This is a genomic window from Pseudomonas sp. GW821-FHT02A08, assembly GCF_059422045.1.
The window spans coordinates 48,781-69,959 of sequence record NZ_JBWKWD010000011.1; the positions used below are offsets into that span (position 1 = coordinate 48,781).

Here is a 21,179-nt window from a genome sequence, read left to right on the forward strand (position 1 = left end):
TGCTTACTTCCTAACGGCGCCAATCAAAGGACCTTGCGCCAAGGCCCTCACACCTCAATCTACGGCAGCAATGCCTGCAGAATCTCAACTTTGCGCTGCAACTGTTCGACATGAGCCTTTTCCGCCCGCAGCGCCGATTTCAACTCTCGATTCTCCTCGGCGTGCCAGCTCAGCCGCGCCTGACGCTCCTTCGTCGTCGCATGCCAATGTTCGAGCAATCTCCAGGTTTTGTTGGTCTGCAGATACTGCACCAAAAGCATAAGCAGGATCATCAACAGCATCAGCATCGCTACCGACGCTATCCAATCCAAACCATCCATAAACATGTCCCTCATGTCATCAACTCAAAACCTGCCAGAGTCACGATATGTAGTGTCAAACGACACGTCTAGAATGTAGACTTGTACAGGTAAAGTATTCACTCACATGGAGGCGACATGAAACGCAAGCAAACCATCGAGCAGGTCCGTTGGGACCTCGCCCTTCGCTACCGACTGATCGAAACTGTCGCATGGTGGGAAGGCCGGCTGACCACGGTCCACTTGACGCAGAGCTTCGGCATCAGCCGTCAGCAAGCCTCCAAGGACATCAACACCTACATCACCGAGCATGCGCCTAAAAACCTTACATACGATCGACAGATCAAGGGTTACGTGCCGAGCAAACAGTTCAAGCCACTGTTCATCGATGACAGCGCCAGCGCCTACCTGCACCTGCTTTACCAAAACAATGCACGAGCGCCTCACGTTGAGGGATTGGCGTTGGCATATGCCCATACCAAGGTATTGGAGGTGCCTGACCGCTCGATCAAGGCCGAGATATTGCGACCACTGCTCAAGGCTTGCCGCGAGCATCTGCGCCTGGACATCGACTACGTTTCGCTAAACAGCCCCGTGCCTGAAGGGCGAACCATTGCGCCGCATACCCTGGTTTACACAGGCATGCGCTGGCATGTGCGGGCTTACTGCGAAAAAAACCGCGAGTACCGGGACTTTGTGCTGAGTCGACTGCGTGGAGTACCAGATTTGATGGACGGCGAAACCGAGAATGGCATCTCGGGCGACGACCAATGGAATAGTGAAGTCAACGTCATAATCAAGCCCGATGAACGCCTGACGCTAACTCAAAAAGCGATAATCCAGGAGGACTTCGGGATGGTCGATGGGCGACTACAGATTCCCTGTCGCCAGGCGCTGGTCAAGTATGTGCTGCAGCGGTATCAAATTGACCCGAAGAACATGGACCCGAAACCAGAGGCGCAACAGATCGTGGTGGAGAACCTCAAGGAATTGAAACCCTGGCTGTATGACTGATTCCGGTACTTTTCCACGGGCACCCTCTAGACAACCCGGCCTGTCGCTGTCCGACATGATTAGTCGCAAGATGCCTTCAGGCTGGTGCTCTTCGCGCCGGATCACATGCTCAAGATCAATTGCACGGACGGTAACGGCGAAGAAAATCAAATCCACCGTCATCGAGGAAAGCGCCATGAAAACTTGCCGAACCTTCATGCAACGCGTGGTCGTTACCGCCGGCCCCAAGCCAACCTCACCATCACTGTTCAGGCGGTGACCTCTACCATGGCAAAGGTCACCGCTGAAGGTCAGTATCCAGGCTACAAATGCCTGAATGCCCCCCACTCAGGTGCGTTGAAGTTTTGCCAGTTCGTCTTGAAGTTGCAGCGCCAACCCGCTGGTGCGCTGCACATTACGACTCACCGCCCCTTCAAATACGCCCGGACTGGCTTCGACCAGGCTGAACCATTGTTTGGCGCGGGTGATGGCGGTGTACAACAGCTCCTTGGTCAACACCGGGTTCAAGGCATCGGGCAACACCAGGGCCGTATGATTGAACTCCGAACCCTGGGACTTGTGCACCGTCATAGCGAAGACTGTCTCAACCTCCACCAACCGGCTCGGCATCACGAAGCGCACTCCACCACTACCATCGTTTCGCGGGAAGGCCACGCGCAGCACCAGCTCCGCGGAAGGACCGGGCACCCAGAGGGCGATACCGATGTCGCCATTCATCAAGTTCAGGCTGTAGTCGTTGCGAGTGACCAGTACCGGTCGCCCTTCGTACCAACCCTGTTCCCCCGACAACAGTTCACAGCGGCGTAATTCGGCGGCCACCCGCTGGTTCAGCCCTTCAACCCCCCAAGGCCCGCGACGTAACGCACAGAGCAGGCGGAACTCGTCGAACGCGGTCAACACTTTGCCAGCCCAACCAGCCCATAGGTCACTGTCCCAGGCAGTATCTCTCGCGGGACGCTGGTCTCGTAGCTGCACAAGATAATGACGATAACCAGGAGCATCGCCTTTGCCGTTGATAATCAAGTCAGTGAGCGCAGCATCATGCTCACCTCGCAATTTGAGGTTGAACAGCTGCGGTAATTGCTGATCCAGCAGACCTCGTGCTTCAACAGCGTTTTTCTCATTGACCAGCTTTGCCAGACGCCCGATCCCCTGCTGTGCATCGAAGCGTCTGGAGTAACGCAGCATGACGGTTTGCTGGGCCAGCGGATCGCCCAGACCGACTGCCGTTTGCAAACCCGGTGCGCTGACCGCCTCGCCACTGTGGGCTTTCAACCAAGCCATGGTCTGCTCGCTGTAGCCACCGGTTTCGGCATCACGACACAGGTCGCCCAACACCGAACCCGCATCCACCGACGCCAGCTGATCCTTGTCTCCCAGCAGAATCAAGCGGGCCTGCCAGGGCAACGCATCGAGCAAGCAGGCCATCATTTCCAGGTCGATCATCGACGCTTCATCGACCACCAACACATCCAGTTCCAGCGGCTTATCTCGATGGTGGATGAAGTTGCGCGAATCCGGTCGGCTGCCCAGCAGGCGATGCAATGTAGAAACATCAGTCGGAATCGCCTCGCGCACCGGCACGCTGACAGGCAGCTCACGGACGGCCTTGCCAATGGATTCGGACAGACGAGCAGCCGCCTTGCCGGTGGGAGCGGCGAGACGAATTCGCAGAGGTTTTCCCTCCTCCACGGCGGGGCTTTGCAGCAGCCCTAGCAATCGCACCACAGAGGTCGTTTTGCCGGTGCCGGGGCCACCGGTGATGACACTGAAATTGCCTCGTGCCGCCAGCGCGCAGGCAGTTTTTTGCCAGTCGCTCAGAGGTTCACCTTCAGGCTTGGAGATCTGCGGGAACAATGCTTCGAGCCGACTGGAAAGATTTACCGGAGTAACCGCCTCCACGCTCAAGCGACGACCCAATGACTCAGCAATACTGCGCTCGTAGTTCCAGTAACGACGCAAGTACAGGCGCTGGCCTGTCAACACCAACGGTCGCTCCGGGAAGCGCTGTTGCCCGTCCCGGTCTTCCACCATCGGACTCAAGGCCAATGCCTGGCGCCACTGCGCGATATCCAGACCCAGCAACCATTGTGAAGGTAGCTGGCTACCCTCCTCGCCTTCAGGAGGCAACGACAACACAAAGTCAGGGGCGTGCAGCGTAGCGGCCAGATCCAGGCAAGAGTGTCCACGCCCCAGTTGGTGACTGGTCATCGCGGCAGCCAGTAACACACTGGCTTGGGCCTGGGGATCCTGTTCGAGAATGAAGGTGGCGAACGAGCGATCCAGCGCGCGCAACCAGCCACGGCTCACCCAACTGTCCAGTTGATACAGCAGCTCCGTGCTGCTGGCATTACCAATGAACTCCGGCGGGTGATCAGCATTGCGCTGGCTATTGCTCAGTTGCTTAAGGGTCCGGCTCATGCGCTGGCCTCCGCGTGTTGTCCCATGAAGAGTTGGTCCAGCTGCTCAATCAGTTGCCGCGGCGGCCTTTCGAAATGCACACCGTGCGTCGGTGCCTGTTGCCCACGAACGAACAGGTACACCGCCCCGCCCATGTGCTGTTCGTAGTCATACCCCGGAAGGCGCAGCTTGAGCTGGCGATGCAAGGCCAGCAGGTACAGGCACAACTGCAGGTCGTAACGCTTGTCCAGCATCGTCGCGACCATCGCCTCGGCGTCGTAGGCCTGATCGTTGCTGCCCAGCCAGTTGGATTTGTAGTCCGCCACGTAATAGCGCCCCTGATGTTCGAAGGTCAGGTCGATGAACCCTTTGAACATGCCATTCAACTCGTTGGCGGCCAGTACGGGACGCGGTGCACCACCCAACGTGTATTGCCGCACCAGCGCATCAAGGCACTGAACGTTCACCGACCGGCTGGAAAACCAGAACTCCATTTCGACCTGATAAGTGCTCAGGGTCGAGAGTTTGCACTGGGTACCGTTGAAGCGCAGTGGCGCATTCAGATAACTGCCCAGCCAGGCGGACAGCGGTTCGATCCAGGTTTCCCAATCGCGCAGGTTGCAGCGTCGGGCGACGGTGTTATGCAGGGTTTCTGGATCTCCAGCCGCCTTGGCGAAGCCTTCGCGGCCGGCCCATTCGAACAGCCCATGGAGAAAGGTGCCTGGGCCCGCACCCCGAGGAAAACCGTGAATCCCTGCCCCTGCGGGCAAGGTTTCAACTTCGTCTTCCTCCTGCAAATTGGCTTCCAGCGCGGTCGCTGGCTCAAGGCTGACACCCGGCTCTGCTCCCATCAGGACATTGCCGTCAGCAATGGCCAAGGCCGAGTAACTGGCAATCCACCAGTTCGCCGCCAGCTTGTGCAGAGGGCGCAATGCCGGCCCTACCGGCGGTGGTACTGGCGCCGCATGCACATCGTCCGACGGCACCGGCGCTGCGCACACGGCAATGTCCGTGCAGCTGCTGGCCAAGGCCTCGAGCACACTGGGCAGTTGCGCCGCTGCGATCGGCTTCTCACCCGCCAGCATGTAGCCCAATCCGGCCTTGTGCAGATCCGTCGATGTGCCTCCTGCCCTGGAGCCCTGAGGCGCCACACAGATCCAGGTGGCGTAACGGGCTCGGGTCAGGGCGACGTAAAGCAGGCGCATTTCTTCGCCCATGCGCTCATCGTTGGCAAGCACTTGTGCCGGTTTTGCCTGATTCCCCTTGACCATTTCAATCACCAGCCCCTTGTCGTCATGGAACATCGGCGGCGTGGTGCTTCTGCCATCGATGGCTCTGGCGCTACAGGCAAACGGCAGCAACACCAACGGGTATTCCAACCCTTTGGACTTGTGCACGGTGATGACCTTGATCAGGTCCGAATCGCTTTCCAGTCGCAAAATTTCTTCTTCGCTCTGACCATCGACCTGCTCGGCCAGGTGGCGGATCAATGCATGTTCGCCATCGAGTTCGGCGGCGCTGCGTTGCAACCATTCGGCCAGGTGCAGCAGGTTGGTCAAGCGGCGCTCGCCCTGATCCTCCAGAAGCAAACGAGCCGGTACCTTGAAAGAGGCAAGCAACTTTCGCAGCATCGGCAGCACGCCTTGTTGCTGCCACAACACCCGAAAATCACGGAACAGCAGCACCTGTTGCTCCCAGAACAACTCATCCTGATTCAATTGCTCCAGGGTCTGCCATGACAGCCCGACGCTGCGGGTCGCCATGGCCGCACGCACCAGCCGATCACTGGTGGGTTGAGCGCACGCCCGCAGGATATACAGCAGGTCTTTTGCCTCTTCGCTTTCGAAGACCGAGTCCCTGTCCGAGAGATAGACGCTGGCCAGCTGTCGATGCGCCAGGGCTTTGCGGATGGCTTCGGCCTCCTTGCGATTCCGCACCAGAATGGCGATATCGGCGGGCCGCAAGGCGACGAATTCACCATTGCCTTTCAGCAAACCGGAACGCTCGGTTGCAGAGGGATCAAGCCAGGCCTGAATCGCCGACGCCGAGGCTTCAGCGGCTTTACGCAAGTAGGTGGCGTTATTGACCACTCCCTCGGTTTTCAGCTGCCAGAACGTCAAGGCAGATTGATCCGTACCCTTGATCTGCAACACATCGTCGCGCCCATTGGCCTGCACGCTGTTGAATGGCACTGGATTGCCCTGGTCTTCCGTGGCGAACCGAAATGCGCCGCGAGGCTGGGCTTCGGCGTACCGGAAGCAGTGGTTGGCCGCGTCGACCATCGCCTTGGTGGAACGATAGTTGGTCCCCAGTGTGTAATGACGGCCAGCCGTGGCCTCGCGTGCCTGGAGGTAGGTGTAGATGTCCGCGCCACGGAAGGAATAGATCGCCTGCTTCGGGTCGCCGATCATGAACAGGCCGCAGTCATCAAGGTTGTCGGGAATGCGGTAAATGGTTTCGAAGATCCGGTATTGAACCGGGTCGGTGTCCTGGAATTCATCGATCAAGGCGACCGGATACTGCTTGCGAATGGTCTCGGCCAGACGCATACCGGACGGGCCCTGCAAGGCCTGGTCAAGGCGATTGAGCAGGTCGTCGAAACCGATTTCGGCACGCCGGCGTTTTTCTTCGTCGAAGCGCTCGCGCACCTCATGCAAGGCATGTAGCAGTAGCTGAGCGCGGATATCGACTTTGGCGTCACGCTGTTCGATCCACAGATCGATCGCCTGGAACGCCTGATGTTCCGGCACCACGGCCTTGCCCTTGAGTTTTATGCCGGTCTGTCCGAAGGCGTGCACGTTATGCGGTGCGGGTTGCCCCTTGGACCACTGCGCCAATTTGTTCAGAAGGCCGTTGAAGACCGCATCCTGATCAATTTTTCTGTAGGTATTGCCATTCATCTGAGGACGCATGCTGCGCAACAGATCCTCGAGCTCGTCCTGATGTTCAAGCCAGAGCTTGCGAGCGTTGCGCTCAAGTTCGCCGACCGTTTCGTACCATTCACCGGGCTCCTTGAGTAACGCCTGCAAAGAGCCAGGGGCTTCAAGGGGCTGGGTATTGTATTGATAAGACGCATCGCGGCGTGACAGCAACGAACTCAGTGCATGCCCCAAGTCCTGGGGGCTTTTGAAGCAATCACCAATGGCTCGCACCTGCTCCACCGGCAACTCATAGAAATGCCGACGCCAATAGTCACGGACCACCTCGGCCAGCAACTCGCTCTGGTCGGTTTCCAGTGTCTGGGTGAACAGGCTGCCACTGTCGAAGGCATGCTCACGCAACATCCGATAGCACCAGCCATGGATGGTCGAGACCGCCGCTTCATCCATCCACTCACCCGCCAGTTGCAGCCGGCGTGCGCAATCGGGCCAGTCCTGCGGCGAGTACTCGGCACGCAATTGCTGCAGCAGCTTATCGTGCTTGCGCTCAGGCTCCAGAAAGCACTGCGCTGCTTCGGTCAAACGCGCACGAATACGGTCGCGTAGCTCCTGGGTCGCGGCATCAGTGAAGGTTACGACCAGAATCTGCGGCGGTGTCAGCAGGTCCTTGAAGGCGGCCTCGCCTCCATGGCCAAGCACAAGGCGCACGTACAACAAGGCGATGGTGAAAGTTTTGCCGGTACCGGCACTCGCCTCGATCAATCGGCTGCCATGCAAGGGAAAGTCGAGGGGGTTGAGATTTAGCGGCTTCATTGGTCGCTCCCTGCGCAGCTCGAAGAAAGATGATTGAACAGTCCGCCATACAGGCGCGTGGTCCATGAGGCGAAATGACCGGAGGCGCACAGTTGGTCGAAGTCAGCGTAGGCTCGGCGCAAGGCGAAAGAGCTCTCCGCCTCTCCAGTGCGCATGTAGCCCCCATCGAACGTCTCGCGGGCTTTCTCGGATGTCGCGTCGTTGTCTTCTCCGCCTTCCCCCACCTCCTCGAGCCAGGCGAATGCGCTTTTGCAGGCGACCGGCAGCGGTTCACGCATGCCCGCCACCCAGGCGTCGAGCAGCGACTGCAACTGTTCTTGTGCCTGTTGTATTGGCATTGGCCGGAACACCACATCCCCGTTCAAGCTGACCAGAATCGTGGTGCAGCCCGGTTCGCTCAACTGCAACGCAAGATGCCGTACCCAGGGGCGAACCAGGTTGTGCCAGCGCCAACTGTCGTCGTTGCATAGCTTCTTACTGTCCAGCTGCAAGTAAGCTCGCCCACCTTGGGCATTGCGGCGAATGCCACCGAGCCAGTCACTCAATCCCGGGCTCGATTCCTGCGCGGCGATCGTTGCTGCGGTCTGGCCCTCCTCGATTTCCGGCCACGCCTGCAACTGCGCGTGATAACGCTCGAGCATGTCCGGCAGTGGTTCGGCCAGTGCCGATGCGCTCAACGTACCGAAGCCGCCCAGCGGCAACTTGCCTTCACGCTGCAAACGTTGCACATGCAGATCGAGTTCGGCCACTGCGTTCTCAGGCTGGTAATCCTCTTCCACCCAACGCTTGAGCGCCTGGCTGAGTCGGTCTTGATGCTGCCAGTTCTCAAGGCCATCGAGCTGAAAGGTCTCGTCGTCGCGGCTGGTCAATTCGTCATTATCGAAATTGACCTTGAGCCGTTGCTGGAAGAACGCCCCGACCGGGTCACGCACAAACTCGGCCAGTTGGCGCAGGGTCAGTGGCGTGTCTTGCGCGAGCTGTGACAGCAGGCCGACCGATTGCTGCTCAGCCTGGGAATCATGCACCTCGCGCCACTCGTGGGAGTAAGTGAACAGCCCGTCAGGCCCTGGCTGGTCGGCAAAGTAAGCCGCACTGAAAGGCTGTAGCGGATGCTCCTGAGTCAAGGCGTGCAGCAGCGCCTCGGGCGTTGCCGAGCGCCAGCCGCTGGCCAGATGATCACGTAGTTGCCCGATCAGCACCGAGGGCACGCGCTCGCTGTTGTCGCGGATGTTGCGACCAACCCAACTGACGTACAGCTGTTGCCGGGCAGACAACAACGCCTCCAGCAACAGGTAGCGATCATCCTCGCGGCGCGAGCGATCTCCTGGGCGGTAATCGTTACGCATCAGGTCAAAATCGACCGGCGATTGTTGGCGTGGGTAATCACCATCGTTCATACCCAGCAAGCACACCACTTTGAACGGGATCGCACGCATCGGCATCAGCGTGCAGAAGTTCACCGCACCGGCAAGAAAACGCTGCGACAAGCCGCCCTCTTCAATGCTGGAAAGCCAGGTTTCATGCATCACACTCAACGGCAACAGTTCGTCGAACTGCGCGGACTCGCAGGTACGCAACCAGTCATCGAGCAGCTTGAGCAACTGGTTGACCAGCAATTCTTCGGCATCCCCCACCGGGCGGAAGAACACCTTCAACAGCGATTGCAGACGCTCTACCCAAAGCCCTGGTGTGGCCGGCTGCTGCAGGTCTTCGCGAGCAATTTCCAGGTGGTCAAGCAAGGTCAACAAAGGCCCCGCCAGTGCCGCTTCCAGCCCGGACACTTCGTCGTAGGGCTCGATGCCATTCAGCTCGGGCCCTTGGCCGGTCGCGTAGCCCAACAACATGCGGCGCATGCCGAAGCGCCAGGTGTTTTGCTCTAGGCCCGCTGGCATGTCCAGGCTCTCGCGCTGCTGCGCATCGAGGCCCCAGCGCACGCCGGCACCGTCGATCCAGTGCTGCAGGATCGGCACATCCGCTTCCTTGATACCGAAGCGCGCCCGCAGCGCCGGCACATCCAGCAGGTCGAGGATATTGCTGACGGCGAAGCGACTATGGGGCAGTTTGAGCAAGTGCTCGAGGGCGATCAGCAATGGCTGGCGCCCACGCTGTCCCTGGTCGGCCAAGGTAAAGGGCAGATAACGAGGGTCATGACGCGGCACCTGGCCGAACACGGCCTCGATATGCGGCGCATACGCGTTGATGTCCGGCACCATCACAATCACATCCCGCGGACTGAGCTGGGGGTCTGCGCTGAAGCGGGCGAGCAACTGATCGTGCAGCACTTCCACTTCGCGCTGCGCACTGTGGACCACGTGAAAGCGTACCGAGCGATCCTGCGCCACGTCGACAGGGCCCCAGACTTCACGGGTTTCCGCCAAAGGACGCAATTCGAGAATGTCGCTCTGCAATTGGCCCAGCAGAGTGGAAGGCGGTTGGTCATTGAACAGATCAATACGCCCGCCATTCAGGCCCTCGAACAGGTGCCGATAACTCGCCGGCTCGTCATAGTGGTCGAGCAAGTTGATGTAGTCGCGACCTTGCTTACCCCACGCGGCGAGCAACGGCTGGCCATGTTGATTCGCCGCCATGGGAACATTTCTGTTCGGCTGACGGCGATAGGTATGACCCAACAACTCCTTGTCGGCGACGATATCGCCCCAATGATGTCGACAAGGGTTGTGCACACACAGCAACACCTGGCTGTAGCGCGAGAGCATGGCCAGGGCTTCGAGCACCTGCGCCGGCATCGACGAAATACCGAAAACCACCACACGCCGAGGTAAACCATTCGGAGCCGGCCCTGCTTCACGCAAGTGTGCGACAAAGCGCTTGTGAACACCGGCACGGCTGCGCTCAAGAGCACCCTCGCCAACATCCGCCAGCACCTCACGCCACAGCTCCGCTTGCCACAGGTTGTCGGGACCCAGCGGCTTCACCCCGCCTTTGATGTGCTGTAGCTGATCACGCCCGGCTGCCCAGTCCTCCAGCCAATCGGCACGATAGACCTGATACTGATCAAACATTTCCGCCAGTCGCTCGGAAAGCTGGTGAAGCTTGCGCTGATCGTCATCGTCATGGAGGAAACGCTGCAAACTGCTGAAATTGGTTTTGCTGAGCAATTGAGGCAGCAAGCGCATGAGCCGCCAACTCAGTGCCGTCTTGTCCAGCGGTGAAGACTCGGGGGTTGTCTCGGCCCCCAAAACAGAGCGGTAGGCCTGCCACAGGAAGCGCGCAGGAAGCTGCACATCCAACGCTGCTGCGATACCACAGCCACCGTGTTCAGGATCTTCGGCCAGCGCCAGCTTCAACCATTGCGCGATGCCATTGCTGTGTACCAGCACGACTTCGTTTTCCAGTGGCGCCAGCGGGTAGCGCTGCATCCAGTGCACCGCGAGCTCACGCAAGTCGTCCAAACGATTGCCGTGAATGATCATGAAGCCGGGCTTCAACGAGTCCGCATCCTGCATACGCCACCCTCAGATCTGAATACGCAGCTCTGTGACACAGAGCAGCAAAATGCCATCACTTTAAAACGATAGGGCTACACGCCGCCAGCCCGAAGAAGGTCAGCACAACCCTTCACAGGTGCCGAGCATAGGTTGCCCAAGGAGGAGAGCAAATGCTGGGTGTTTGCACAGGTCAACTTCTCATGCACATACCCAACCGTTTCTGCTGAGACGACAGTGAGAAAGAAATTAAAAGGCGTAAAAATCTGTGCAGTTTGTTGACAGTCCACGGCCGGATACCCAATTCCACCAACGGCAAGTGATGCTCACCAAATGAAACGGCCAAAATATCCAAAGTCTCTCGTAGATCATCAGCTCCTAGATGATTTTTTCGGGGCAAATAACTCTCCGAATTGGTCAAAATCTCATTCAAAAAAATTCAAACCTATATCACCTCTGTGAACGCCAGCCGCATCAACTGCGGCAGGGATTTTGGCGTGCCCGCTTCTTTGGCTCAGCACGCTCATCACTTGAGAGGATTTACGTATGCATTCCCCTTGTCCTAGCTGCAGCTCTGGACGTGTCGTAACGAAAAATATCGGTAAGTAAACAGGTGGTTTGATTGGCGCTGCAGGCGGTGCAGTCAGTGGGGCCGCCGGAGCCCTGTCGGGAGCGGAAGCCGGTGCAGTACTCGGCATAGTCGGAGGGCCTGTTGGGATCGCCGTGGGCAGCATCGCTGGCGCCATACTTGGAGGGCTGTTTGGTGGTGCTGCCGGCGGGATCGCTGGGGCCACGCTGGGTGAACAGATTGATGACAGGGTGCTGGATAACTATCAGTGCCTGGAATGCGGTTACAGCTTCAGTATCAACCGTTAAGTCTTTACTCAATCCCCCTCCGTTCTCACGCACTCGTACAGGAATATCCGCATGAAATATCACAAGCTAATAGCCGGTGAAACGACCGGTACCTATGTCATGGACTCCCCTGTCACCGAAGCTGACATCCTGCAGATGGCTCAACAACTGGCGATGAGTCGCCTAGCTAAAGGTCGGGCCCTGACTGAACCGAAGCAGGTCTTCAGCCACCTGCAAACACTGCTGCGGTACCACGAGCACGAAATCTTTGCATTACTGCTGCTCGATACCAAACACCGGGTGATTGGTTTCAGGGAGCTATTCCGGGGCACGCTGGATGGTGCCAACGTGTATCCAAGGGAAGTGGTCAAGATAGCCCTAGAGCACAATGCCGCGGCCGTAATTCTGGTTCATAACCATCCCTCCGGTGACCCGGAGCCCAGCCAAGCCGATCGAACCCTTACGACCACCCTCAAGAACGCTCTCAACTTGGTTGGTACCCGGATATTGGATCATGTGGTGGTGGGTCATGAAGGTTGTGTTTCGTTAGCAGAACGAGGTTATCTGTAACTCCGAGGTCACTGCGGCCGATAGACTCCCTTGGCCGATGCCGAGGGGCTATCGGCACTGTTAGCTCTCACTTAATTTTTTGTCTGCCCCCCTGTACTTTGCTCCGGCTGCAGCCAAAGCCATGGTTGGAGACAATCCAGGTTAGGCTACTGTAGGAATCCGTCGACTGTGCTGGCGCGATCATGATGCTGCGGAAGAGACGATTAAGCAGGGGTGTTCTAGCCTCGATGTGTATTGAATAACCTAAAGAAAGCGGCTGCTCTCAAAGTTGAAAATTGCTTTCAGAAATAACTCCATAAAACCTAAAAGACTGCCTCACTTGCAAGCAGAGTGAGTTCTCAGGGAAGAATGATCTAAATGTCTAATGAAAGAGTGATCCATCCGCCCTTGCTTGAGCACGCAAAATTAAGGCAGCCACTGACCGCTGGCGAGCAACAGGTTTTTCAGATGTTCAACGAGAGTCTTACGTCCGATTGGGAGATTTACATTCAGCCCCATTTGAATGGCTTACGCCCGGATTTCGTTCTGTTGAATCCGAAGGTTGGCATCGCGGTGTTCGAGGTGAAAGACTGGAACCTGAACGCCATGAGGTACTTCACAAAGTTGGATGAATGGGGACATCCGACGCTCTGGGCTGAGAAGGACGGAAAAGAGTTCTGCCTCCAGAGCGAGAATCCTGTCACCAAGGTAAATCTTTATAAGAAGGAAATTTTCGACCTTTATTGCCCACGTATTCAGTCAGAGAGAGGATGGGCAACCATTACCGCGGGAGTCATCTTCCCTTTCGCACGAGCGGAGCAGGTCAAAGGCCTCCTGTCTCCTTTCTTAAAGACTAAGCAAGGTGACGATCACGCAAAATATCAACCAGTCACCGGTTTCAGCGAAATTTCAACAGGAAATATGGAGCTCGTATTCCCGGAAGCCAGCCGCAGCCACTCCTTTCTCATGTCAGAAAATTTGGCCAAAGATCTACGCGGTTGGCTTGTCGAGCCGGACTTCTCATCGACGCAAAGGGCGCCTCTGACCTTGGATCGTAACCAGCGGTCTTTAGCCGAAACTCGCACTGAATCCGGCTATCGTCGGATCAAAGGGCCGGCAGGCTCGGGGAAGTCCCTAGTGCTTGCGGCACGTGCCGCGAGGCTTGCTAACGAAGGCAAGTCTGTACTGGTCGCTACTTTCAACATCACGCTTTGGCATTATTTACGTGACCTCATCGTTCGCGACCTCAATGCACCAAAACGGATAAGGAATGTTCGATTCACTCACTTCCATTTGTGGTGCAAGCATGTCTGTTATGAAGCGGGATGGGAGCAGAGGTATGACGCTCTTTGGGCCAACGGCCGAGAGGATGTTCTGAATACCGAATTGCCACTTTTGGCAGCAGAAGGTGTCATGCAGCCAGGAGCTTCTCGATACGATGCCATTCTAGTTGACGAAGGGCAGGATTATCGCCCGCTGTGGTGGGATGTATTACGCAAGGCCTGCAAACCGAGCGGAGAGATGCTCTTGGTCGCAGATGCGACGCAAGACATTTACGGCACTGCTAAAGCGTGGACAGATGACGTGATGAAGGGAGCCGGATTCCCAGGGGGACGCTGGGCGCAACTTAGTGTCAGCTACAGATTGCCTCCAGATGCGTTAAACCTTGCACGAAGTTTTGCGGAGATGTTCCTTCCTGAAGATGTCGTCGATTTACCGCAGCCAGAGCAAGGATCACTTGATCTGTACCCGTGCCACCTTCGCTGGGTGCAATGTAGCCCGGAGAATGCCAAGGTCGTTTGTTCGGACGAAATCCTCGCCCTGATGCATCAGACCGGAAAGAACGGTTTGGCCAATGCTGACATCACCATGCTGACCGGAAATATGGCATCTGGGGCCGAGGTGGTAAGTCGTCTCAATGAATACAATATTCGGGCTGTTGATACGTTTGGTTCTGACCATCGCCGCAGGAAGATGGGCTTTTATATGGGCGATGCCAAGATAAAGGCAACCACCTTGCATAGCTTCAAGGGATGGGAGTCTCGCCTACTGGTCGTCTATGTGACAGAGGCTGCAAATGCGCAAAGCTTGGCGCTAGTCTACGCAGGCCTGACGCGGCTGAAGCGGAGCCAAGAAGGAAGCTGGCTGACGGTCGTTTGTTCCGCGCCTGAACTGAACAGTTTCGGAACGTATTTCCCAGACCATGCTATTGGCGGCTAATGGCTAATCAGGAGATAAACATTGAGCCGAGGGGGGATAGTCATCCAATCGATACATCTCCCGGGTATAGATCCGACTGGTCACGGTAGGGATGGCAGTTACCTACCACCCCGCTGAAACGTGCGTGCTACGCTGATAAAAACCATTGAATAGCTTCTATCCTTGCGTCCTGCAGTCATTCCTTCATCTAAAATTCCTCTTCGGGAATTGCCCAACGAATCCCATTTTCCATGATTCGCTCGCTTCGGCCAGGAAGCGCCAGAGACTAAGTTTCGACCGCCTAGGTCGCGCACCGTACGGAAATACGCTAAGTCCGCTACAACCATGCCTCGCAGAGCGTTTCTGCCTGATTGAGCACCAACTGCGCCGCTTCCTCGGCTTGATCCGGCGGATACTTGTACTTGCGCAGAATCCGTCGCACCAGGATGCGAAGTTTGGCCTTCACGCTTTCACGACTGCTCCAATCAACACTGACGTTGGCCCGCAAGCTGGCGGTCAGCTCGTGGGCAATTTTTGCCAGGATCTCGTCGCCCAACTCGCGCACCGAGGACTCGTTATTGGCCAATGCATCGTAAAACGCCAGCTCGTCATCGTTGAGCCCCAGTTCATCACCGCGCTTGCTAGCGGCAGCGAACTTCTTGGCCATTTCGATCAGCTCTTCGATGACCTGAGCGGTTTCGATTGAGCGGTTTTGATAGCGTTTGATCACATTGGCCAGTAGCTCGGAGAACTTCTTCTCCTGGGCCAGGTTGGTACTGTAACGGCTCTTGATTTCGCCTTCGAGCAAGCGTTCCAGCAGCTCTACCGCCAGGTTCTTCTCTGGAAGATTGCGCACCTCAGCGAGAAACGCGTCGTCGAGTAGGCCGATATTGGGCTTGTCCAGGCCCACTGCCTCGAATATATCCACCACATCGCCAGAAACCACGGCATTGCCAATGATCTGACGAATGGCCAATTCTCGCTCTTCGTCAGTCTTTTTCTGCTGACTGACTTCACGCTTGATCAAAATCACCTTGATCGCCTGGAAGAACGCCACCTCCTCGCGCACTGCCTTGGCTTCATCCAAGGTGCAACACAGGGTAAAGGCCTTGCTCATGGCCAGCGCGCTGTCAGCAAAACGCTTCTTACCGTCTTCCAGACCCAGCACATGATTGGCTGCCCCGGCGAGCAGCTTATGGCCGCCGATTAGGAAGTCGCTGTAATCGAAGCCATGCAGCAGGCTGCGCAGGACATCGAGCTTCTCCTCCAGAACTGAATAGGCTTCATGAGCATCCACTGTAGGCCGCCCTTTGCCCTTACTTCCGGTGTATTCCTTGAGCGCTGCTTTCAGCTCATTGGCGATACCGATGTAATCCACCACCAGGCCGCCTTGCTTGTCCTTGAAGACACGGTTAACCCGGGCAATGGCCTGCATCAGGTTATGGCCCTTCATTGGCTTATCCACGTACAGGGTGTGGACACAAGGTGCATCAAAGCCGGTCAGCCACATATCACGGACGATGACCAACTTGAGCGGATCGAGAGGATCCTTAAAGCGTTTTTCCAGACGCTTTTTTTGCTGTCCAGAGTAAATGTGCGGCCTCAACAAGGCCTTGTCCGAAGCACTACCGGTCATGACGATTTTGATCGCGCCTTTTTCCGGGTCTTCATCGTGCCATTCTGGACGCAAGGCAACGATCTCGTTGTACAGGTGCACGCAGATCTCGCGACTCATGGCCACCAACATGGCTTTGCCGGGTATCTGCCCCATGCTGACCAGGCCCTGGTTACGCTCTTCAAAATGCGCGACAAGATCTGCCGCCACGCTGTGGATCCGAGGTTCGGCCCCGACCACCTTTTCCAGTGCGGCCCAACGGCTTTTCAGGCGCGACTGCTGGTCATCCTCTTCATCTTCAGCCAGTTCATCGACCTGATCGTCGATGGCGGGTAGCTCACTGTCTTTCAACGACAATTTGGCCAGCCGCGATTCGTAGTAGATGGCGACGGTTGCGCCGTCTTCAGTGGCCTGTTGCATGTCGTAGACATGAATGTATTCACCGAAGACCGAGCGTGTGTCACGGTCTTCACTGGACACCGGTGTGCCGGTAAAGGCCACGAAGGTGGCATTGGGCAGCGCATCGCGCAGGTGCTGAGCATAGCCCACTTGATAACGAGCTTGGTTCTCTGCTGCTTGAAGCCCAGTCGGCGCTTTCAGTTCAGCATTGAATCCATATTGAGTGCGATGGGCTTCGTCGGCGATGACGACGATGTTTGGGCGCAGGGACAGTACCGGGAAGCTGTCTTCATCAACCCCTGGCATGAACTTCTGGATCGTGGCAAATACAATACCGCCACTAGGCCGGTTGGCCAGCTTGGTGCGCAAGTCACCTCGTGACTCAACTTGAACGGGCTGCTCGCGTAGTAGATCCTGAGACAGCGAAAACACCCCGAACAACTGGCCATCCAGGTCGTTCCGATCGGTTATCACCACGATGGTTGGGTTCTCCATCGCCGCTTCCTGCATTACCCGGGCGGCGAAGCACGTCATGGTGATGCTCTTGCCCGAGCCCTGGGTGTGCCAGACCACCCCGCCCTTATGGTTGCCACCGGGACGCGAGGCAGTGACCACCTGCTGAATGGCAGCGCGCACGGCGTGGAATTGGTGATAACCGGCAATCTTCTTCACCAGTCGACCGTCATCTTCGAACAACACAAAATAGCGCAGGTAGTCGAGCAGCATCTCAGGCGCCAATGCACCGCGCACCAAAGTTTCAAGTTCGTTGAACTGCCCCAACGGATCGAGGGTCTCGCCGTCGATGGTTCGCCAGTTCATGAAGCGCTCAGCATCAGCCGACAACGAGCCCATACGAGCTTCGCTACCGTCGGTAATTACCAGAATTTCGTTGTACTGGAACAGGTCCGGGATCTGTTCCTTGTAGGTCTGAATCTGATCGAATGCTTTGCCCAGGTCAGCCTTCACATCCGCTGGGTTTTTCAACTCAAGCAACACCAACGGCAGGCCGTTGACGAACAGGATGATGTCCGGACGCCGGGTATGTTTTGGCCCTAGGATGCTGAACTGATTGATGGCCAGCCAGTCGTTAGCCTTAACGTCGGCCCAGTCGATCAGGCGGATGAAGTCGCCACGAGTCTCGCCGTCTTTTTGGTACTGCACCGGAACGCCGCTGACCAACAGACGATGGAACAAACGGTTGGCCGCCAGTTGTACTGGCAGGCCCAGCTCGAGCACCTGCTTGAGGGCATCTTCGCGCGCGGCCAGTGGCACCTTTGGATTGAGCTTGGCCATGGCGCTGCGCAGGCGCTCGGTCAGTACCACCTGACGATAGTGAGCCCGCTCCGGGCTATCACCGTCATGCGCAATATCCGGTCCGTAGAGGTGCGTGTAGCCCACTTCAGCCAGCCAGCCGAGGGCTTCCTGTTCCAGTTGGTCTTCAGTCATTTCATTTCACTTCCTGTTCAGTTCGCCTGCCAGCTCTGCCTCGGTCAAGGCCATGTTCGGTAAAATTTCGATCCAAAGTTTTGGGCTAGTTGAGTTATATCCATTGCGCCAATTCGCGGGCAGTCTGCTGAGTGTCTGGCAGGCTCTGCAGGCGTTCAATCACCCGCTCGCGCAAATTCATAGCCATATCAGACAGTCTCTGACAACATATTTTCGATGGAGGCTTCCGTTTCTGGCAGGCGCAGTTGGCCGGACATCAGACGCGGTAGTAACGAGTCGCGAAGTTGCGTAAGGGTTTGAGCGTGCTGGCTGTTCAAGAACATCTTGTTTCGCAGTGAGGAGACGATCTCATCAAAAGACTCAAGAATAGATGTTGTCGCCACAACCACTGGTAACCTGTAGGCATTGTTTCGGTTCAGTCCAGGCACAGCAGCATCAGTATTCATGTCCTCAAGGCCGAGTGTTTGTAAAAGGTAGTAACAGTACGTCAAGGGATTATCCGTCCTGACGTAAAAAACGGTGTCGATAGGAAAGAAAGGTCTATCTTCCCAATAAAGGCTACCGACAGTCCCTTTCCGTCCTACGATGACTGATGGGCCATTGATCAATGATTCATTGTGGTAACCAGTGATCCCGCCTGAACCATATACAGGAACAGGGCCGTCAACCCGATCATTTGCTTTCAATGCTTTCCCGTAGGGTAACTCCATCAGGTCTTTGACTTTGCGTATCTTCCACCCTCTCGGCACCAACCCCTGCTCGGACTCTTCGAAGCTATCCGGAAATAGCTCCGCAGTAGCCGCGTCCATGCCTTCTGGCTCAAGTCCTTCGACCTTAGTGCGCACCGGGTCGAAATCGACGAACCAGGATTTGAATAGTGCCTGGGCGATGGTCTCGAGAGTCGTGTTGGTTTCGCGCAAAAGTTTTATGCGGTCGTCTATAGCCCCCAGAAAAGAAGCTATTTCAATCTGTTCTTCAAGTATCGGACAGATCATGGGCATAGGGTGCAAGTGGTTACGGTTGAGCGTTGGCACACCGCTCCCGGCGTTTAATCCACTGAAGTCGATAGACCGAAGTAAGTAGTAACAAAACCTCGGATTGTTACCTTTGAAATCCTTGACCCACAAGGTCGTGTTTAACGGCCAAAAATCGGTCTCGATATATTGTCCACCGCCAATACTACCACTTCGCCCAATTATAACCCCTGGGCCTTTTACGGGTGCCTTGCTGTGGTAACCGACAACTCCGGTAGAAGCGACAATAGGAACATTACCGTTCTTTCGGCTTTGAATAGGTAGATCCATACCCCGCTGCAGAGTCAATATTTCTCCAAGTGTCGTTTGTTCCCATTTAGAACTCATAGCCCAGCCCCTCCAACTTCTGCCGGATCAACTGATCGAGGTCCGTTCCCTTGGCCACCTGCTCACCCAACAGGGCGACGAGGCTCTGCATTTTGTCGGCAAAGGCCTCATCATCATCCTCGACAGCCTCCGCACCGACATAGCGTGCTGGGGTAAGCACGTACCCATGCTCGGCAATTTCAGCTAGGGTCACGCTGCGGCAGAAGCCAGCCACATCAGCGTATTCGCCAATTTCACCGCCGACATCCAGCGGCTCACCGCGCCAATTGGCTACGGCCTGGGCAATGCATTCGACTTCGCTGTCGAGCAGTTCTATCTGCACACGGCTGACATTAGTACCGAGGTTGCGCGCATTGATAAACAGCACTTCGCCCGGACGGGCGACTTTCTTTTTGGTGAGGAACCACAGACAAGCGGGGATCTGGGTATTGAAGAATAATTGACCGGGCAACGCGACCATAACTTCCACCACGTCGGCTTCGACCATGGCGCGGCGAATGTCACCTTCAGTGTTCTGGCTCGAGCTCATCGAGCCGTTGGCTAACACGATGCCGGCGCGGCCACTGGACTTAAGATGAAACAGCATATGTTGTAGCCAGGCGTAGTTGGCATTGCCTTGCGGCGGGGTGCCGTAGACCCAGCGCTGATCGCCCTCAAGGCTGCCGTGCCACCAGTCACTGACGTTGAACGGCGGGTTGGCCAAGACGAAGTCGGCGCGCAGATCATTGTGTTGGTTGCGGACGAAGGTGTCAGCGGGTTCACGGCCGAGGTTGAAGTCGATGCCGCGAATTGCCAGGTTCATCGCCGCCAGACGCCAGGTGGTCGGGTTAGATTCCTGGCCGTAGATGGATACGTCACCGAGCTTGCCACCATGGGCCTCGATAAACTTTTCCGACTGGACAAACATACCGCCGGACCCGCAGCAGGGGTCGTAGACCTTGCCATGGTGGGGGTTAAGCACCGCGACCAGAGTTTTGACGATGCTAGCCGGGGTGTAGAACTGTCCGCCCTTCTTACCTTCAGCGCTGGCAAATTGGCCGAGGAAGTACTCATAAACCTGGCCGAGCAGGTCGCGGGCTTGGTTGGAGTCGCCACCGAAGCCGATGGTCGATATTAGATCGACCAGCTCACCGAGCTTGCCATCAGGCAGTTGGGCACGGGCGTAACGCTTGTCGAGGATGTTTTTCAGTGGCGGGTTTTCTGCTTCGATTGCGGCCAGTGCCTCGTCAACGCGCTTGCCGATGTCCACCTGCTTAGCGGCGGCACGCAGCGACTCCCAGCGCGCCACTTCCGGCACCCAGAAAACATTCACTTCTTTGTAGTAGTCGCGCTCTTCCAGTTCGCTGGCCAGCAGCTCGGCGTCCTCCCTGCCCAGGTAGTAATCGTCGCTGGCGTCGGCAAATTTCAGCTCCAGCTCGGCGCGGCGGCCGGCGAAGCTGTCGGAGATGTACTTGAGGAAGATCAGACCGAGGACAATGTGCTTATACTCGGCGGCGTCCATGTTGGCGCGCATCTTATCAGCGGTGGCCCACAGAGTTTTCTGCATATCCTGCAGAGTACTGCTGGTTGTGTTGGCGACGGCTTTACGTCCTCGCTTTTTTTTCACCGGCTCAGGTTCTGCGCTGACCGAGGTTTCGCTCGGGGCATAACGGGCGCGGGCCTCGTTAAGTGCTTGTTCAGCGAGACTAATGGCGACCTGCTCGGCACCCTTTTGATCCGACATGGACTATTCCCTACTTTCGACGCAGATAAATTGCGCAGTAAAAATGAAAACCCGACCACAGAGGTCCGGGTGAAGATGGGCAGCATGATAACTGGTGGAAGATCTTTCGTCTGACTCCCTCAGCACTCATCGACACAATGACTGCTTCGGCTTATGCAACTCATGATGCCTATTTCCGCGC

General features: G+C 56.8%; 10 protein-coding genes and 1 pseudogene. 4 read left to right on the forward strand and 7 right to left on the reverse strand.

Features of this window, described 5'->3' with window-relative positions; translation table 11 throughout:
* Positions 1-59: 59 nt before the first annotated feature.
* Positions 60-320: a hypothetical protein gene (locus AC07W4_RS10610; protein ID WP_495032379.1), complete on the reverse strand. Its 261-nt coding sequence runs from the start codon at positions 318-320 to the stop codon at positions 60-62.
* A gap of 117 nt (positions 321-437) precedes the next feature.
* On the opposite strand from AC07W4_RS10610, the gene AC07W4_RS10615 reads away from it, so the two are divergent.
* The gene (locus AC07W4_RS10615) at positions 438-1,313 is read left to right on the forward strand and encodes a helix-turn-helix transcriptional regulator (RefSeq protein WP_495032380.1); all 876 of its coding nucleotides are present in this window, start codon (positions 438-440) and stop codon (positions 1,311-1,313) included.
* A gap of 327 nt (positions 1,314-1,640) precedes the next feature.
* Here the strand turns inward: AC07W4_RS10615 and recD are convergent, their stop codons facing one another.
* Genes recD through recC form a run of 3 tightly spaced genes read right to left on the reverse strand, consistent with a single transcriptional unit; the run spans position 1,641 to position 10,872 of the window.
* Entirely contained in the window at positions 1,641-3,734 is a 2,094-nt protein-coding gene (gene recD / locus AC07W4_RS10620; RefSeq protein WP_495032381.1) for an exodeoxyribonuclease V subunit alpha, read from the reverse strand.
* Positions 3,731-7,405, reverse strand: coding sequence for an exodeoxyribonuclease V subunit beta (recB, locus tag AC07W4_RS10625; RefSeq protein WP_495032382.1), 3,675 nt, complete (start codon positions 7,403-7,405; stop codon positions 3,731-3,733). The genes recD and recB overlap by 4 nt, the downstream gene beginning before the upstream one ends.
* Complete coding sequence (gene recC / locus AC07W4_RS10630) at positions 7,402-10,872, reverse strand: exodeoxyribonuclease V subunit gamma (RefSeq protein WP_495032383.1); 3,471 nt, start codon at positions 10,870-10,872, stop codon at positions 7,402-7,404. The genes recB and recC overlap by 4 nt, the downstream gene beginning before the upstream one ends.
* A 525-nt stretch (positions 10,873-11,397) precedes the next feature.
* Here recC and AC07W4_RS10635 point away from each other — a divergent pair.
* The 3 genes and pseudogenes from AC07W4_RS10635 (at position 11,398) to AC07W4_RS10645 (ending at position 14,475) form a co-directional block, all read left to right on the forward strand.
* Positions 11,398-11,727: pseudogene (locus AC07W4_RS10635) on the forward strand (hypothetical protein).
* Positions 11,728-11,778: 51 nt separating this feature from the next.
* Positions 11,779-12,276 carry a RadC family protein gene (gene radC / locus AC07W4_RS10640; RefSeq protein ID WP_076013790.1) on the forward strand — a complete coding sequence of 166 codons (498 nt, stop codon included), beginning with the start codon at positions 11,779-11,781 and terminating at the stop codon, positions 12,274-12,276.
* 357 nt (positions 12,277-12,633) lie between these two features.
* On the forward strand, positions 12,634-14,475 hold the full coding sequence (locus AC07W4_RS10645; RefSeq protein WP_495032384.1) for a UvrD-helicase domain-containing protein: 1,842 nt from the start codon (positions 12,634-12,636) through the stop codon (positions 14,473-14,475).
* A 316-nt stretch (positions 14,476-14,791) separates the two neighbouring features.
* Here the strand turns inward: AC07W4_RS10645 and AC07W4_RS10650 are convergent, their stop codons facing one another.
* From AC07W4_RS10650 to AC07W4_RS10660, 3 genes are all read right to left on the reverse strand, one after another.
* The gene (locus AC07W4_RS10650) at positions 14,792-17,914 is read right to left on the reverse strand and encodes a type I restriction endonuclease subunit R (RefSeq protein ID WP_495032385.1); all 3,123 of its coding nucleotides are present in this window, start codon (positions 17,912-17,914) and stop codon (positions 14,792-14,794) included.
* Positions 17,915-18,102: 188 nt separating this feature from the next.
* Positions 18,103-19,275 (reverse strand): restriction endonuclease subunit S, encoded by a 1,173-nt coding sequence (locus AC07W4_RS10655; RefSeq protein ID WP_495032386.1) that lies wholly within the window; start codon positions 19,273-19,275, stop codon positions 18,103-18,105.
* Positions 19,265-20,998, reverse strand: a complete 1,734-nt coding sequence (locus tag AC07W4_RS10660; protein ID WP_495032387.1) for a class I SAM-dependent DNA methyltransferase — start codon at positions 20,996-20,998, stop codon at positions 19,265-19,267. Before AC07W4_RS10660 ends, AC07W4_RS10655 begins: the two co-directional genes overlap by 11 nt.
* Positions 20,999-21,179: the final 181 nt, after the last annotated feature.

Coding starts and splice junctions, on each gene's coding strand:
- AC07W4_RS10610 (WP_495032379.1), bottom strand. CDS start 320: ATGGATGGTTTGGATTGGATAGCGTCGGTAGCGATGCTGATGCTGTTG.
- AC07W4_RS10615 (WP_495032380.1), top strand. CDS start 438: ATGAAACGCAAGCAAACCATCGAGCAGGTCCGTTGGGACCTCGCCCTT.
- recD (WP_495032381.1), bottom strand. CDS start 3,734: ATGAGCCGGACCCTTAAGCAACTGAGCAATAGCCAGCGCAATGCTGAT.
- recB (WP_495032382.1), bottom strand. CDS start 7,405: ATGAAGCCGCTAAATCTCAACCCCCTCGACTTTCCCTTGCATGGCAGC.
- recC (WP_495032383.1), bottom strand. CDS start 10,872: ATGCAGGATGCGGACTCGTTGAAGCCCGGCTTCATGATCATTCACGGC.
- radC (WP_076013790.1), top strand. CDS start 11,779: ATGAAATATCACAAGCTAATAGCCGGTGAAACGACCGGTACCTATGTC.
- AC07W4_RS10645 (WP_495032384.1), top strand. CDS start 12,634: ATGTCTAATGAAAGAGTGATCCATCCGCCCTTGCTTGAGCACGCAAAA.
- AC07W4_RS10650 (WP_495032385.1), bottom strand. CDS start 17,914: ATGACTGAAGACCAACTGGAACAGGAAGCCCTCGGCTGGCTGGCTGAA.
- AC07W4_RS10655 (WP_495032386.1), bottom strand. CDS start 19,275: ATGAGTTCTAAATGGGAACAAACGACACTTGGAGAAATATTGACTCTG.
- AC07W4_RS10660 (WP_495032387.1), bottom strand. CDS start 20,998: ATGTCGGATCAAAAGGGTGCCGAGCAGGTCGCCATTAGTCTCGCTGAA.